Source organism: Microvirga arsenatis, from assembly GCF_009910705.1.
GTDB classification, from domain to species: domain Bacteria; phylum Pseudomonadota; class Alphaproteobacteria; order Rhizobiales; family Beijerinckiaceae; genus Microvirga; species Microvirga arsenatis.
Genome location: NZ_JAAAXJ010000007.1, coordinates 228,758 through 244,951, shown reverse-complemented (window position 1 = coordinate 244,951; position 16,194 = coordinate 228,758). Strand labels below are relative to the sequence as shown.

Genomic DNA, 16,194 nt, shown 5'->3' with positions numbered 1-16,194 from the left:
TATGGTCCGTCATGGCGTGGTCTCCCGCGGGATCGCGGCGCTCCAACGCCCGAATCCCGGTGTGTGGGTTGCAACACCCGGAGACTACGCCACCCTCTCAAAAGTCCACCACATCCAAGACGGCACCATATTCTTTATCCACTGAAGCAGTTTCGAGGAGATGCTTCATCATCAACCCACCCGCAACCAGCCAAGAGACGGTTCGCTAGCGCGGCTGAAAGCGATGACGAGGACAGCAAGTGACAGAATCTTGGAACTCCACAGCCGCAAGCAAGTGCTTGCTGACTATCACACTATGCTCGTGAATAGCATTCTCTGTTCCAGAATTCCTGCCCCGCGCTCGCCCTTTGGAGCGCAATCATCCTCTGCTTATGAGAGCGACCGGTGAAGCTCAGCCTTACCAATATTGGACTTCTGTTTGGCTACGTGCTTTTTATGACCGCAGGCCAAATCGCATTCAAATATGTTGCGAGGGATCTAAGCTATTCGGCATCCCTCGCCGAAATTGCCTCGAAACTGCCGTTTAGTTTCAGTTTTTGGGCAACTGGTACTCTCTACGGTTTTTCTATGGTATATTGGATCTGGCTCTTGTCACGGATCCCATTGACCATAGCTTATACCTTTGCATCGTTATCATTTATCCTTCTGCCTCTGGCCAGTTGGTTGATCTATTCAGAACCACTTAGTGCTAAATATTGGGTTGGGGTTGGATTTGTGGTAATCGGGATATCGCTAGTCATTAGCTAGAATGAAAAATGCAATAGTCTTTAAAGAAGATGCACGATCTTAGCGCGGCACAGCTATGACTGACCGTCAGCGAAGTTCCCAGCTATTAAAGCGGCCGGCGGCTCCTGCAGATCAATACTAATCGGGGATTCTGTAACTATTTCCGCCACCGCTTGTGGTGACCTCTTCCCTGACTCTTTCATCGTCCGTCGCATCACCTTCGTCCGTTAGGCGGCATTCTGCGGCTGATCCTCAGGTTGCATTTGTGCGCCACCTAGCCGGGCGTGATCACTGCCACCACCTTAGCCTCACGGATGCGGCTGCCCTCGCCTTCGCATCCGAACTCCTTGACTGGGCAATGGGGCAGACTCTGCCGATGGGCCTACTGGAGCCCGTGCCCGCGAGATGACCTGGCGGTGCAAGAGCTTTTCCCTGCTGGCGCCGCCTAGGGAGTGGCGGAAGGCGGGAGTCTAGCCGCGCTAGCCTGTGTAGAGCCAACGGTGGATTGAGACCCTGAGCCAACTGACCAAGTGTTATGATGCCATGGAGGAGAGGGTATGGGACGTACATCCCCTTACGAGCCGGTGACTTTGCAAGCTCCCCAACCGCGCGGTGACGCTACTGCCGCGTCAGCGCAGGATCTTTGGTCACAGGTCTTCCCAAAGCTGATCAGAGCCTAAAACACGCACATTAGATTAGCTGTTGTGCTCGTTCTCCAGCCCTCTGAAGATCACAGATCTATGTGGAGACGTGTAGACAGAACTCTCCCTACTCGGTAAGGCAACAGCAGCGCACAGGAGATTATAGATGGAATGTTCCATTTGCTCAAATCAGATGGAGCCCGACGTTCTTGAGCAAACGTTTCGCTGTACGCGATGCGGCTTCTTTAGCAGCACGCTTCCTGTGACTATCAACAGCGGAAGCCGGATCGATGAAAGAGTAAGGGAGCAAGGATTAAAGCCGGTACGACTCGCTAACTTCAAAGAACTCCTCGATGCCTGCTCAGACGTGGCCCCGAAGGGAACCCTACTGGATGTTGGATGCGCGCACGGGTGGTTCATCCAAGCTGCAGAAGCGAGAGGATACAAAGGCGTTGGCATTGAACCTGACTCAAGCATGGCCGCTTTGAGTCGCAAAGCAGGAATCCACGTTATTGAAGGCTACTTCCCTGAGGCGCTTCCAGATGGTGCGCGTTACGACGTCATTACGTTCAACGATGTTTTTGAACACTTACCTGACGTCAACAAAATGGCGCAAAGTATCCGCGAGCGCCTAACTCCCAGTGGAGTTGTCATCATCAACTTGCCGGTCACGGACGGCACCATCTTCCGCCTGTCGCGTATGGCAGCCCAACTTGGCATGAAAGGAAGCTTGGCAAGGATGTGGCAACAGGGTCTCCCCTCGCCTCACCTGAGTTACTTCTCAACGGAGAACTTACCACGGCTAATGGAACGTCACGGCTTCCGGTTGGTCAAATCTGGACCGCTAACCTCAATCATCACAAATGGCCTTTATGAGCGTATTCGTGCTGATAGAAATATTTCAATTCCCAAAACCCTGCCAGTGTATGCAGCCGCAAGAGCAATTGCCCTGTCCAGCAGATTTTTCACATCCGACGTCTGGTACTTTGCCTTCAGACCCATATAGTGGATCCTATTATTACGCAACTACGCTCTCAAATAATAACTTCCAGTGGGCCAGATGAAACACAGCGCAAACCTGAATCTAAATCTCTCCGCTATTAATCTTGGAGCGCTGGTCATTGTCGTCGGAACAGCGCTAGCAGCACTTCTCAAACTTCCGGAGACAAAATTAATCAAGCCTTATTGGACTTCTCAGCAAGTATGGGCTTCATTAGCTGCAATTCAGTTATTATGGTATTTTGTGGCGGCGGTTTCTGCCTGCTTTATATTGAGAATTTTAACTTATTTCTTTCGCATAAATTTCATCTTTTCTCTTTTCGCTTTTGCATTTCTTACAATATTTGCCCTAAGTGGTCTGTCTGCTACATTGTCTGTAGTGGCTTTTCTTGGCGCGGCCTTTCTCCTAGGTGCATTTGCCTCATCCTTGATCCTTGAGGAAAGAAATCCGCCAGCTGCACAACTCATTGCTATTGGTCTCGCCGTTTACGGGATTGCTCTTTCGATAGCCGCAAGGTTTCCTATTAATTCGCGTACGTTTTACTCCATATTGTGTATTTTCCCACTTGTATTTCTTGCACATACACCTACCAGAGCGTTTTGCAGAACCTGGATTCAGGGCCGTGCTACCTCTCTCCGAACTCAAAAGATGGAATTTTCATGGAGAGAGACCCTGAGTGACATAGGGCTTGTTGTTCTTGTCACTGCACTTGGGATCCACTTGCTCTACACTTTATTGCCTGAACGCTATCACGACGCGCTTGCAGTCCATCTTTACATTCCGTCGTACATCTTGGCTCATGGCCGTTGGAGCTTCGACGCGTCAACATGGGTGTTTGCCCATATGCCGCTTACAGTCGATTTTCTTTACACTATGCTTTTCGGCTTAGGTGGAGAGGAAGCGACGCGCCTTTTCAATTTCGCCGTCCTGATCTTGATTTCCAGCATAATGCTTCGAACAATGGAGCCCTTCACAGGGCGAACCGTTGCAATCTGGACGGTCGTGCTCTTCGTTACAACACCACTGACATTTATTGAAACTGCAGCACTTTTTGTTGAGAATACCCTGACGCTCTGGATCACAGCGGCCGCGGCGATATTGATGTCCGCCTGGAGATCAATAAATGTCAGGCATTCTATCCCGATACTCATTTTGCTTGCCGCTGCTGTATCAGCGAAGTTGCACGGTGTCGTTGCAGCCTTTCTCGTAGGCTCCAGTCTTTTTGCTGGCTTGGCACTCAAGCACCAGACACCTCGCGAGTGGCGCGCTTTCGCACTCGTCGTAACGCTCGCAGGTGGGGCAGCATCAATACCCTATGTTCATGCTTGGCTGGATACCGGGAATCCGGTCTTCCCATTTTTCAATGCGATCTTTCATTCACCGCTATGGCCTTCAGTCAACTTTGTGGATCCACGATATGCTGGAAAGTTTGACTGGAGCCTTCTCTGGAACACGACATTCCGTTCCAGTTCCTATCTAGAGGCTGCGGATGGTGCCCTCGGCTTAGGCATTCTTCTACTCTTTCCTGTTGGCATGTACGCGTTGCTTATCCGTCATAAGCCACAAGATATCTTGGCTTTCGTGATCGGAGTGGGGTTTCTGGTAATTATTGCCTCGCAGTCACAATACCTCAGGTACTTTTATCCCGCTTTGCCAGTTGTGTTCTTCCTGCTTGGGAGAGGAATGGAATATGCTTCTACTGCTGTTGCCGGCCGTTTCCTCGTACCTATCATCGTAGGAATAGCAGTCCTCTTTAACCTTTATCTTATGCCTTCCGCAGGTTGGATTCTCTGGGATACCGACTTTCGAGCGGCCTTTGACCAGCAAGCGAGATGGAACCTCGAGACAGACCAAGTTCCTGAACGTCTCGCAAACAAGTTGATCAATGAGCTTGCGGGGCCGAACGCCCGTGTATTCTACACATTCGACCCATTTGGCGCTCTTCTTGAAGGAACGGCTCTCTCGTCGAGTTGGTACAACACGAAGTACAGTACTCAGATCAGCAACATAGCGACAGGTGAACAATTTAGAAAATTATTAGACGAGATGAATGTCAACTATGTCGTTCATCGAGCCAACCTGGAAATTGCATACATCCGAGCAATGGACGAATATCTAAGGCAAAGAGCGCGGAAGATAGCGCAAATCGGGCAAGTTTCTGTTTATGAGGTCAGGAGGCGGAATAAGTAGTCTCTACCATTGCTTGCTCATAGCTTGCCACCGGGCCGGATTGGCTGCTAAACCTGGGTTCACCCACACCGCCTTGTGAGGTCCCCGTGTTTCAGAAGCCACGCCCCCATCGCCCAGAGCCTGCCCGAGGTTGCCGCGGCCCTGTTGGGCAGGCCCGGAGAGCGGTCCAAAGCCGCGCGTTATTATGAGGTCTATGAAAGCTTCTTTGCCCCACGCCAGCAGGAGTCACTCGTGATCTTTGAGGTGGGTCTTTAACGGCGAGAGTACCAAGATTTCTTCCCGCTATTTCGGAAATGCCCGCATTGTCGGAATTGACCACGACCTTAAGCCAATCGATCTCTCCGGATTCAACAATGTAACGCCATATCAGGGCGACCAAGCCGACGAAACGTTCCTGCTCGACCTCGTCAAGACCCATGCCCCTCAGGGGATTGAAATCGCTATCGACGACGCCTCATACATCGGGAGTCTGTCGAAGCGAACCTTCGAAGTCTTGTTCCCAAAGCTGAAGTCGAACGGCCTTTATGTGGTCGAGGATTAGGGCACAGGCTACTGGGGGGACTGGATCCACGGCGAGGTATACCAGACTCACGAGACCCGTCCTTTCCACAATGGCGAGCACTTTCCCAAGCGAGTTGTCTAGCATGCTTACGGTATGATTGGTTTCGTTAAGCATCTTGTTGACATCGCGGGCCTGAGCGACAACCGCGCCACCTTTACTGCGCCGCAGCAGGTGAGTTCGCCTCTTAAGGGCATGCACATCTTCCCCGGTACCATCGTGTTTGAGAAGGCTTAGAGTTCCTAAAGCATCGGGGCTTGCACGCACGTATATCCTGCTGACTTGCCACCGAGATTTCCCTCCATTTGGAGTTAGAGTCCGGCCCATCATAAGGACCGACTATGTAGCGTTCACGGCTTACGGAAGAACAAATTATCGAGATTCTGCACTAGCAGGAGGCGGGGGGGGAAGGCGGCCGACCTGTGCCGCAAGTATGGCATACCGCAGCCACTCTCTACAAGTGAAAGACCATGTACGGCGGCATGGAGGTCTCGGATGCCAAGCGCCTCAATGCGTTGGAAGACGAGAACGCCAAATTCAAGAAACTGCTGGCTGAGGCGATGCTGGATGCCTCGGCCCTGCGCGAGTTGCTCTCAAAATAATGGTAGGGTCCACCGCCCAGCGCGAAGCCTTCACGCACATGCAGGCCAGCTTCGGCCTGTCGGAGCGGTGGGCCTGTTTCCTCATCGGCCCCGACCGGAGCACGATCCGACATTGCTCCTGCCGGGTGGACAATGCCGCCTTGCGGGCCCGCCTTCGCGAACTGGCGCAGGAGTGGCGTCGTTTTGGCTACCGGGGTCTGTTCGTGCTACTTCGGCGTGAAGGCAAGTCAGCAGGGCTGAACCGGGTTTACCGTCTCTATCGCGAGGAAGGTTTGAGCGTTCGCAAGCGCCGGGCATGCCGGCCCCCATTCTGGTGGAGGTGAAGGCCAATGCGCGCTGGTCGCTGGACTTTGTCCATGACCAGTTTGCCAACGGCCGGAGTTTCCGCTTCCTGAACATCGTCGATGACGTGATGCGGGAGTGCCTGGCGGCGATCCCCGAACCTCGATCTCAGGCCGGCGAGTTTCCCCGGAACTGACAACTTTGATCGGGCGGCGCGGCAAGCCAGGGATGATTGTGTCCGATAGCGGCACCGAACTCACCTCGCATGCCATTCTGGCCTAGTGTGCCGAGCACCGGATCGAGTGGCATTACATCGCTCCGGGAAAGCCGATGCAGAACGGCTATATCGAGTCATTCAACGGCCGCATGCGCAATGAGTTGTTCAACAAGAGCCTGTTCTTCGGACTGGATCATGCCCGTGCGCTCATCGCGTCCTGGGTTGATGATCACAATGCGGCGAGGCCCCCATTCTTCCCTAGCTTCCCTGGCCTATCAGGCGCCCCAAGCGTTCTCCGGTGCCCTACGAACCGTAAGGGACTATCACGCTGCGCCACGGATAGCCCCCACGCGCTGGCCCCTTGCTCCTGTTGCGCCGCACGGTGCACCACCAGACAGCTATTCCAATTCCACCCAACCGCAGCACCCCCTGAAGCTCAACGAGATGATCTCTGAGGCCGCTTTGGCTACTCTTGCATCAACCATCCTACCGCAGCGGTAAAAGCCGCCGGTCACCGGCAGAAACAGAATCTATGAAAATTGAAGGCAGCCCTATGTCGACGATCTTTAGGAGAGGTTTGAGGGAGATCCTGTAAATTTCTCTATCAACGCAGCGACGGTCAATGACGGGTCAGGTTGCGAAATACCAATGACACGCTGAACCTCAGGGCTCACGAGTGTCGTACGACGACGCTCTTCTAAGAACTCGTCAGCACGCTCCCACTCCCTCCTACTCTCTTCCGTTGCACTAGAAGAAACCAAAATGGTGTTACTCCCATCGTCCTTCTTATGATATTCACCGACGAACCGAGAGCGCTTATTAAAGCTTGCTAGGTACTTGCTGCATATTCGAATGAGAAAATCGTAATCCTCATGCTTGTTGAGATTTGGTTCGAAGTACAAGTCTTCGGCAGAAATCCTTTTGCGGTCCAGCACAAAGCTATGTATCGGGCAGAAATTTTGCCTCAGCTGATCTACAACACCGTTGCCATGAAATACACTCTTCTTTGTAAGCGTTAAGAATATGTCTCCATCAACACTGACGTACGCAGACCTGATATTGCCAAAGGCAATCGCGTAGTCAGTAGAAGCGAGTTCACCAATCAAAGTCCTGTAGCCCTCAGGATAAGTAACGTCATCATAGTCCAAAAAAGCGAGATATCGCCCTTTAGCCTCCGATATTCCTTTGTTGATCAGGAGGGATCGGGCATCGCGTGGTTCAGGGTCCACCATGTTGTGGACCTTGATGGTTAGTTCGGGCGCCAAGTCACGAAAGTGCTGAAGTTGCACAGAGACTGTTTCAAGATCCTGATTAGAAAAGCGCTGACATACGACATGCGCTATCACTGGCGCATAGCTCTGACATGCTATTGAGAAGATACAGCGATCAAGCTCCACAATACGGCGCACATCATGAAAGCGGATAACGACATCAAGCACTTCGCGCGACATGGTCCGATCACCAGCGGGTTTCTGCAAAGTTGAACATATGGTCGAAGTCGGCAACGTTGCTTCCGTCTTGGACCCGCTTAACCTTCGTTAGGTCAGGAGCACTCATTCCCAAATCACGCATTTGCGCCAGTACATTGCGCTTGAAGGTTTCATTACCCCATTTGTGCGCAAGTATTACACCGGCAGAGAGGAAGCGGTGTCGTGAGTTGCGATCCGGCTCACGTTCGCTAATCGGGTGATAAAACATAGCTGTAGGACAAGTCTTCACCTTAAATCCTGAGGCGCGCGCTCGCCAAGAGATGTCGACGTCCTCACAGTACATGAAGAAATTCTCATCGAAGCCGCCAATCTTCTCCCAAATCCTCTTAGGCAAGAGCATGCATGCGCCGGAAGCCCACGGAGTATCGAAGCTGTATTGATCGTATACTTTAGGATGTTCCTCTGGAACCTGCAAAGCTTCGATAATTGCAGTGCCCTCTGCCGCTTCCGACATGCGGAGCATCGCGCCTAGTGCATCAGGGTGCAGCGCTCCGTCAGGGTTCACCGCAACGTAGACATCAGCGCCGTCACGAAAGGCTTCGGACATAAGTACATTATGCGCGCTGCCGAACCCAATGTTGCCGCGCGACGGAAGCTTCCGTGTGTTGATATAAACTCCTACAGCGTCCGGATTATTGGAGCTGGCCCCGTTGTCAATGATCAATACGGAACTCTTCTCGTGCATGCCGACACGCTTCAGAGCCAGATCGCAGCTTCGTAAAACGCGGGCCAGTTGCTCGTCAGAGTTGTTGTACGTAACAAGACCAAGTGCGATCTGGCGAGCGGCTTGAAATTTGAGGTCTTTTCCTAAAGCAGTGCGGCGCCGCTGACTGTTCTCAAGCTTTCTTCGAGGGTTGGCCTCACGCCCCTGCGCGGCCCCGATCCGGAAATAATGCGCAAGGGGAAGAAGATTGCTGCTTGCGACATCCGAATGCGAAGCGACGTAATACTCAGCATCGAAATCTTTCGAAGGAGCAAGCCCTGCCTGAGCTCCCTCACGGACATAATGGACCAGAGGATTCATACCCTGTTTTCTTACTACGGGGTTTTGCTCAAGGTACCACTGACTGAGGAAAAACGGGTTCGGATTCTTATTCTCGAAGGCACCTTTGGTCAGATAGTGGACGAAGGGATTTTCACCTTCTCCAATGACGTTTGGGTATGTTTCCAGGTACCATTTCGTACTGAATAGCGGATGAGGATCAAGCCCATCCCGCCACCCCTCAGTGAGATAGTGCCGGATCGGATCGATCTTCTGATTTCGAAGCGATTTTCGCTGTGAGCGGTACCAAGCCTCATCAAACAAGCCTGAACTTGCGACAACCTGTATCCTCTTTTGAAAGGCAAGATGCTGCCGCAAGCGTTTTGGTAGTTGCAGGGTAAAAGTCCACCATGCAACACGAGCAAACTTATATACAGCCGGGGAAAGACTTGGGTATAGAGATGCTACGTGGCGCAGGGGCGCGGTGATGCGCCAAGACGCACTCAGTAGAACTTTATCCAGCTCGCGGCGGAGGCGGTCTCGTTTCGAGCGTAGAACCCTAAGCTCCTCCCTGGATTTCCGGAGCATGCCTTGGGTCTTTTCGAGAGAGGCCTTAACCTTCATAAAATTTCGCTCAGTGCTCGTAAGCACCCGCTCCAAATTCTCCTTATCTGCTATCGCTCTCACAAGTTTGGATTGTAGCTCTTCGTTCGATCGCACCGCTAACTGGTAAGCATTATTCAGCTCAACGATCTTTCCTTCCAGGAGCAATACTGTATTTGCCTGGGCCGCGGAGTGCTGTCTATACTCCAGAATGGGATGTGGAACACGAACAGCGTCACGCCCTCTCAAGATCATCCGATAGAAGAGATCATGATCCTCCGGACCTGAGGTTTTCCGGTAGCCGCCGACGGCCTCATAATCGGACCGACGATACATAGACGATCCGTGGATGAAGTTTCGCTCTCGTAGGCCTGCCAGCGCCTCTTCGGTCGGCTCGGGAAACTCCCAGTAGTAAAGAGGCCAATTTTCATTAGTGCTTCTCGCGAAAGGTTTAGCACCTACCTGCTCGGCGAGAATTGAGGCACGAGGCCCGAAGAGCATCATATCAGAATACGCAACAGCTGCGTTTGGGTTGGCATCTAACGCAGCGCGCATTTTTTCAATGTAGTCACTCCGCAACCGATTATCAGCTCCAAGGAACGCTATGTACTCGCCCGATGTAAGCGAGACTGCTTTCCTAAAATTCTCAACAATCCCTAGATTGCGTTCATTGATTACAACTCTTACCCGATCAGCATACCTCTTCAAGATTTCACGAGAAGAGTCGATCGATGCATCATCAATGATCAGAATTTCATCTGGCGGTATCGTCTGATTGAAAACTGAGTCCATTGCGTCGGGCAGCAGGTGTCCATAGTTGTAATTTGCGACGATCAGCGACACCTTGTTTTTGAACAAATTGTGCTTTTCTGCGAGTAGAAGCCTTGTTAAACGGTAACGATTGTTGTCGTCACCATCGTCGCAAGCCAGTGCTCCTTTAAAGCGACTTTCAACTTGCGAAACGACTTCTGCATCATGATCGCCGTGTGGATATGCAAACCACTCAAGATGCGGCGAAGGAAAGAGCGAGCGAAGCTGATCTGGAGGGGTAAGCTCTCGTTGCAAATCACTGGATGACAAGCCACTCAGACGTTTGTGGGTAGCGGTGTGCCACTGAACACGCCCGCCTTTTGAAACGAGTAGTTTCAGCTGTTCATAATCCGCAAAGGCACACGGCGGCTCGACATGCTGATCAAAGTCATTCTCTCGACCAATATAGTCGCCTACAATGAATAATTCGAACGGATATCCATATTTCTCCAGGATGGGGAGCGCATACTCGGCGATGTTGCCGTAAATACCATCAAAGGTTATGACGGCATGCCGAGGATTCTTTGGGTCATATTCATCAAGATACACAACGTCATACGCACGAAGCGCAGCCATATGACGATCAAACTGATCTACAGAAACGTACCAGTAGGATTTAACTTCAGGGTGAACCTTGTGATAACAGATGATCATTTCTTGTAGACTTCCAGCTTATGAGTGTACCCTCTATAGTTGTAGAGAGACGCGTCAACCCGGTTGTAAGGAAAACTCGACATGAGCCATTCATTGATATGGCAAGAGACCAAATACCCACCCGGCTCAAGAAGATCATCTATAATCAAGTTGACGAGCGCTGAGGAACTTCCGATATATTGCTTGTATAGAACACCAGTGATTACAATCAAATTGAATGAACCTAAAGCCTTTTTACTTAAATTAAAAAGACTCATAGCGTAATACTCGAAGCGGTCACCATCCTCTCGTACAGATGCTCGCTGCTTTGCAAATTCGATCGCACGTGTCGAGAGGTCAACGCCAACCACGCTCTTTCCGGGCAGATCAAATGTGATAAACCCATCGCCGCACCCAATATCTAAGGTCCGGTTTAGCTCACCGCTCGGGAGCAAAGATAAAAGCTTTCTCTTTCTCTCTCGATCATCAGGATTGTTTTCATAACCCCAAGGGTCGGCTCGATGATAAAACTCGTCCAACTCGGCGACTGTCTGCATTGCATAGTCTCTTATCGTCTAGCGTTGAACATCTACATTGTTTCAGCAACGTTGGGAAGAACCACGCAATTGCTTATCTGTTGAGATCTTACCTCGTAGGTAAGAATGAAGGCCCCAATGACGATCGTAGTCTTGCATCAGTCTAAAATGCCCTTGGCAATATCCATAAGATACTGCCCGTAGGTACTTTTCGAAATCTTGCTGCCGAGTGCAGCAAGCTGCTCTCGATCGATCCACCCCGCATTATAGGCGATCTCCTCAGGGCAAGCGATCCGGAAGCCTTGACGCTTTTCGAGCGCCCGTACGAACTCGGCGGCTTCCACAAGGCTGTCCGGCGTGCCCGTATCCAGCCAGGCGTAACCACGGCCCATCACCTCGACCTGGAGTTCCCCTCTCTCAAGGTAGGCACGGTTAACATCAGTTATTTCGAGTTCGCCGCGCGCAGAAGGTTTTAAGCTGGCTGCAATGTCCACCACCTGATGATCATAGAAATACAAGCCAGTAACTGCCCATTTGGAACGCGGCGATTTCGGTTTCTCTTCGATCGAGATCGCCCGACCCTTCGCATCGAACTCGACTACGCCATACCGCTCCGGATCCGTCACATGATAGGCGAAAACGGATGCTCCCGAAGTGCGGGCAGCGGCCGAGCGCAGCAACTCGGTCAGCCCATGGCCGTAATAAACGTTGTCGCCCAAGATGAGAGCCGAGGGGCCGCCTGCGACGAAGTCGGCTCCGATGATATAAGCTTGAGCCAGACCTTCCGGCTTCGGTTGCTCCGCGTAGGAGAGCCGAATACCCCATTGTTCGCCGCTTCCGAGGAGCTGCTTGAAGCGTGGAAGATCGTCGGGCGTGGAGATGACCAGGATGTCACGGATGCCCGCCAACATCAGTGTTGTCAGCGGATAATAGATCATTGGCTTGTCGTAGATCGGCAGCAACTGCTTCGACGTCACATACGTCATTGGATGCAGGCGCGTTCCGCTGCCACCAGCCAGAATGATGCCCTTCATCGTCGCGTCTCCTTGATCCCTGGCGCCTCCCGAGGAGGTCATGAGGGGTTGTCTTCAAGAAAAATACTCAGGCAATTCTGCCAAACAGGGCTGCCTGCGGTCCTTATCGGAAAGTACAGCCTGCGCCGGATCGACAGGCCAAGCGATGTCGAGAGCAGGATCGTTCCAGCTCAAACCGCAATCATGGGGGGCCGAGTAGTAGGCCGAGACTTTATACTCGATCTCAGTGTCAGGTTCGAGCGTGCAGAAGCCGTGCGCAAAGCCGACAGGCACGAAAAGCTGTCGGCCATTCTCGGCGGACAGCTCAACGGATACGTGTTTCCCGAAGGTTGGAGAGGAGCGCCGGATATCGACAGCCACATCGAAGATGCGGCCGCGCACGACCCGTATGAGCTTGGCTTGGGCGAAAGGCTGAGCCTGGAAATGGAGTCCCCTGACCGTTCCAGCCGCAGCCGAGCGAGAGTGGTTGTCCTGAACGAAGTCGACGACGATCCCAGCGTCAGCAAGACGCTGCTTGTTATAGACCTCGGAGAAGAAGCCCCGGTTATCACTAAAGCGAGGTGGCGTTATCAACCTCACTTCAGGGATCACGGTCGATTCCACGCTTAGCACGTTCAATCCTCTGTATATCGCTTCATGCTCGCTCGTTGCGGCTAAACAGCGACCCCAAGCCGCTCGCCGCGATAGACGCCGGAGCGGACCCTTTCCCACCATGCCTGGTTCTGGAGATACCAGGCGACGGTCTTCCTCAGGCCGGTTTCAAAAGTTTCGGCAGGACGCCATCCCAGCTCGCGCTCGATCTTGCTGGCGTCGATGGCGTAACGCAGGTCATGGCCGGGCCGGTCGGCGACGAAGGTGATGAGCTTCTCCCTTGGGCCGATGGCCTGGTCCGGAGCCATTTCATCAACAAGCTGGCAGATGGAGCGCACGACATCGATGTTCGCCCGCTCGTTCCAGCCTCCGATGTTGTAGTTCTCGCCCACCCTGCCCTTCTCGGCGACGAGGATCAGCGCCTCGGCATGGTCCTCCACATAGAGCCAGTCGCGCACGTTATCGCCCTTGCCATAGACCGGCAGCGGCTTTCCTTCGAGCGCATTGAGGATCATGAGCGGAATGAGCTTCTCGGGAAAATGGTAGGGCCCGTAATTGTTGGAGCAGTTCGTGATCAGTGTCGGCAGGCCATAGGTGTGATGCCAGGCGCGGACGAAGTGGTCCGAGGCCGCCTTGGAGGCCGAATAGGGCGAATTGGGCTGATAAGGGTATTCTTCATGGAAGAAGCCCTCGGCACCCAGCGATCCGAAGACTTCGTCCGTCGAGATGTGATGAAAGCGGAAGGCTTCCCGGCGCACGGGCTCCAGCTTGCTCCAGTAGGCAAGGGCAGCCTGAAGCAGCGTGAAGGTTCCGACCACATTGGTCTGGACGAATTCGCCCGGGCCGTCGATCGAGCGGTCGACATGGCTTTCGGCCGCGAGATGCATGATGACATCAGGCTGGTACCCGCCGATGACCTCATGCATCCGCTGGGCATCCGCGATGTCGGCCTGCACGAAACCGTAGCGGTCGCTTCCGGCAACCGGCTTGAGAGAGTCGAGATTGCCAGCATAGGTCAGCTTGTCGACGACGAGGACCTGATGGGGCGTGCTCGAAATGAGCTTGCGCACCACCGCCGACCCAATGAAACCGGCACCACCGGTTACCAAGAACTTCTTTGTCATAACCTTGCTCTTTTCGTCACCCGCTGTCGCCAAGACTATTGCCCATGATCTTAAAGCAGGGAATTGATGGCATGCCCGGTCGGGAAGGGTACTAGCCGATAAAAGTAATATCGTCCACGGCCGGGATTCGCTCTCTGGCACCGACGGCAATAAGCCACATCCAGGCCCCGCTCGGCCCAAGGCGGTACATCACGAGACCTTCTCCCCTTTGCCTGCAGATTGGAAAAAGCCTTCGGCTTCCGTTCGGATATGCTTGAGAAGGGGGTGCTCCTCCACCTGCCGGTAGGCTGAGAGGAGCGTATCCGCCCCATAGAGCTCCCGCAGGCGCCTCCAGGCCTCTGCCATATGAACCACCCGCTTCTCCTCGTCGATGCTCCTCGACTTACGGTGGTACACGAAGGTGTTGGTGGCAACGGCGAGCTCGAAGCCCGCGCCGAGCGCCCTGAGGCAGTAATCGTTCTCTTCCCCATAGAAGAGCTTGAAGTTCTCCTCATCGAAAAACCCAATGCTCTCAATCACCTGCTGCTTGATGCCGAAGCAGAAGCCGTGAACCAGCGGCACACGGGGCAGGAGATCGGCGTCGCTCCATGCCTCGCAGGCACGGTCGAGATCCGAAGGAGTGATGCCTGCCGGCAGAGGATTGATGGCGGTATTCTTGCCATCGCCCTTGATGCGGGGGATGGATTGCGCGCCGGCGGCGTTCGAGAGCGGCCCCACGATGCCGATCCTTTCGCTTCGGTTGGCCGCTTCGAGGAGCTTCAAGGCCCAGTCGGGACTGACGATGGTGTCGCTGTTCAGCAGGATGCGAAAGCCGGCCGTTCCCGCAGCAAGCCCCCGGTTCGCCGAGCGCGTATAGCCCAGGTTATGCTCGTTCTCGAGCAGGGCGATCTGGTCCCGGCTCTCCGAGAACTCGCGAAGATAGGAAGTGGTCTCCGCATCGGAGCAGTCGTTGACGATGACGAGCCGATGGCTCGGGAGCAGGCATGACGAGGCCGCCTCCAGGCAAAGGCGGACATCCTCCAGGGCGTTGTGGACGCAGACCACGATATCGATGGGAACCTCGGTCAAAGGCTCCAGCCGCTGGGCCCTGACCTCGGCAAAGCTCGGGCCTGCAACGGGGCTGCGGAGGGACCCGCTCTTCCGAAGAACCTCCGGGATGACCAAAGCCCGCGCGAAGCTGTGGCGGAAATAGAGAAAATCCTCGTGATCCCTGACCGATGCCCCCTCCGGAAGCAGCGGAACGATCCGAAGATCAGGATGACGATAGGTCACCCATGCAAGCCCGAGTTGATCCCTTCGGGTGAACCGCTCGATCTGCTGCCACCAGAGATGAAGGGCATCCCCGATCCCGGCGTCCTTGAGGCGCACGATCATGAAGCCGGTTTCATACAGAGCCTGCTTCAGGGGCAGGCCCGCCTTCCGGTATTCCTCGACCTGTCGGTCGATGAGCTTCGAGGCATCCTTCTTGAGCCGCTTGCAGGCTTCCGCCTCATCGTAGAAGCATGAGCGATGCGGGTGCGGGATCAGCCCAAGCTGAGCGCCCTGGCGCTCGACCCGCTCGACATAGCTTCGGATGTCGCCTTTCAGGACGATATTGGCATCGAGCCAAACGGCAGCCTCGTGCCTCGGGAAAAGCTCGTGCGGATGCGTCTTCACCCAGCGCGCGATCCGCGTCGGATCGGGATGATAATAGGGTGCAGAGCGCATCTGCCAGATGCCGTAATCGTTCCGGGGACGGTCCGTAAAGCATACGTAGTCGACGCTCGGATCGATCCTCTCCGGCAGGAGCAGGTTGTCGTATTCCCCAAAAATCGCGGTGAAGAGAACGATCCTGCGTCCCTCGGAGGGAGAGGCGCGATAGGCCGAGATCTGCTCCTCGATATCGCCTCTCACATCCCAGCGATTGTCGAACAAGGCTTGCGCGGTCTGTCTCGGCAGGGTTGTGACCAGAGCGTCCTTGGTCCGATCCAGGGCTCGCTGGAGCCCTGCCGCCACGCCGGGCACGCGGCGCGCCAAGGCCCGCAGCGGGCGCGTCACCGTCCAGGAAAGGGAGCCTCGCAGCCCATTGATCTCCGCCTGGAGGCCGCGGATCGTCGCTTGCAATTCGGCAATCTCTTCTCTCTGCCTCTGGAGCTGTTCGCGCAAAGCTGCGGCGTCGGCTGCACCGGCCAGAT

At 54.0% G+C, this 16,194-nt stretch carries 11 protein-coding genes and 1 pseudogene; 5 read left to right on the top strand and 7 right to left on the bottom strand.

The features are described from left to right. Positions 1–1,533 precede the first annotated feature (1,533 nt). The 5 genes and pseudogenes from GR303_RS15230 to GR303_RS15210 form a co-directional block, all read left to right on the top strand. Complete coding sequence (locus GR303_RS15230) at positions 1,534–2,373, top strand: class I SAM-dependent methyltransferase (protein ID WP_161723094.1); 840 nt, start codon at positions 1,534–1,536, stop codon at positions 2,371–2,373. A gap of 54 nt (positions 2,374–2,427) precedes the next feature. After that, positions 2,428–4,557: a hypothetical protein gene (locus GR303_RS15225; RefSeq protein WP_161723093.1), complete on the top strand. Its 2,130-nt coding sequence runs from the start codon at positions 2,428–2,430 to the stop codon at positions 4,555–4,557. Between the two features lie 238 nt (positions 4,558–4,795). Beyond that, positions 4,796–5,098, top strand: coding sequence for a class I SAM-dependent methyltransferase (locus GR303_RS15220; RefSeq protein ID WP_161723092.1), 303 nt, complete (start codon positions 4,796–4,798; stop codon positions 5,096–5,098). Between the two features lie 114 nt (positions 5,099–5,212). Further along, positions 5,213–5,353, top strand: coding sequence for a hypothetical protein (locus tag GR303_RS15215; protein ID WP_161723091.1), 141 nt, complete (start codon positions 5,213–5,215; stop codon positions 5,351–5,353). 134 nt (positions 5,354–5,487) lie between these two features. Beyond that, positions 5,488–6,601, top strand: a pseudogene (locus GR303_RS15210) (IS3 family transposase); the annotation flags it as partial. Between the two features lie 182 nt (positions 6,602–6,783). On the opposite strand, the gene GR303_RS15205 reads toward GR303_RS15210, so the two are convergent. The 7 genes from GR303_RS15205 to GR303_RS15175 all read right to left on the bottom strand — a co-directional run bounded on the left by GR303_RS15205 (position 6,784) and on the right by GR303_RS15175 (position 16,123). Further along, entirely contained in the window at positions 6,784–7,668 is an 885-nt protein-coding gene (locus GR303_RS15205) for a glycosyltransferase family A protein (RefSeq protein ID WP_161723090.1), read from the bottom strand. Between the two features lie 7 nt (positions 7,669–7,675). Further along, positions 7,676–10,756 (bottom strand): glycosyltransferase, encoded by a 3,081-nt coding sequence (locus tag GR303_RS15200; protein ID WP_161723089.1) that lies wholly within the window; start codon positions 10,754–10,756, stop codon positions 7,676–7,678. After that, entirely contained in the window at positions 10,753–11,292 is a 540-nt protein-coding gene (locus tag GR303_RS15195) for a class I SAM-dependent methyltransferase (protein WP_161723088.1), read from the bottom strand. The genes GR303_RS15200 and GR303_RS15195 overlap by 4 nt, the downstream gene beginning before the upstream one ends. 137 nt (positions 11,293–11,429) lie before the next feature. Next, positions 11,430–12,305 (bottom strand): glucose-1-phosphate thymidylyltransferase RfbA, encoded by an 876-nt coding sequence (gene rfbA, locus GR303_RS15190; RefSeq protein WP_161723087.1) that lies wholly within the window; start codon positions 12,303–12,305, stop codon positions 11,430–11,432. 54 nt (positions 12,306–12,359) lie between these two features. Continuing rightward, positions 12,360–12,917, bottom strand: coding sequence for a dTDP-4-dehydrorhamnose 3,5-epimerase (gene rfbC, locus GR303_RS15185; protein ID WP_161723086.1), 558 nt, complete (start codon positions 12,915–12,917; stop codon positions 12,360–12,362). 41 nt (positions 12,918–12,958) lie between these two features. Next, positions 12,959–14,020 (bottom strand): dTDP-glucose 4,6-dehydratase, encoded by a 1,062-nt coding sequence (gene rfbB, locus GR303_RS15180; RefSeq protein ID WP_161723085.1) that lies wholly within the window; start codon positions 14,018–14,020, stop codon positions 12,959–12,961. A gap of 189 nt (positions 14,021–14,209) precedes the next feature. Continuing rightward, entirely contained in the window at positions 14,210–16,123 is a 1,914-nt protein-coding gene (locus tag GR303_RS15175; protein ID WP_161723084.1) for a glycosyltransferase domain-containing protein, read from the bottom strand. Positions 16,124–16,194: the final 71 nt, after the last annotated feature.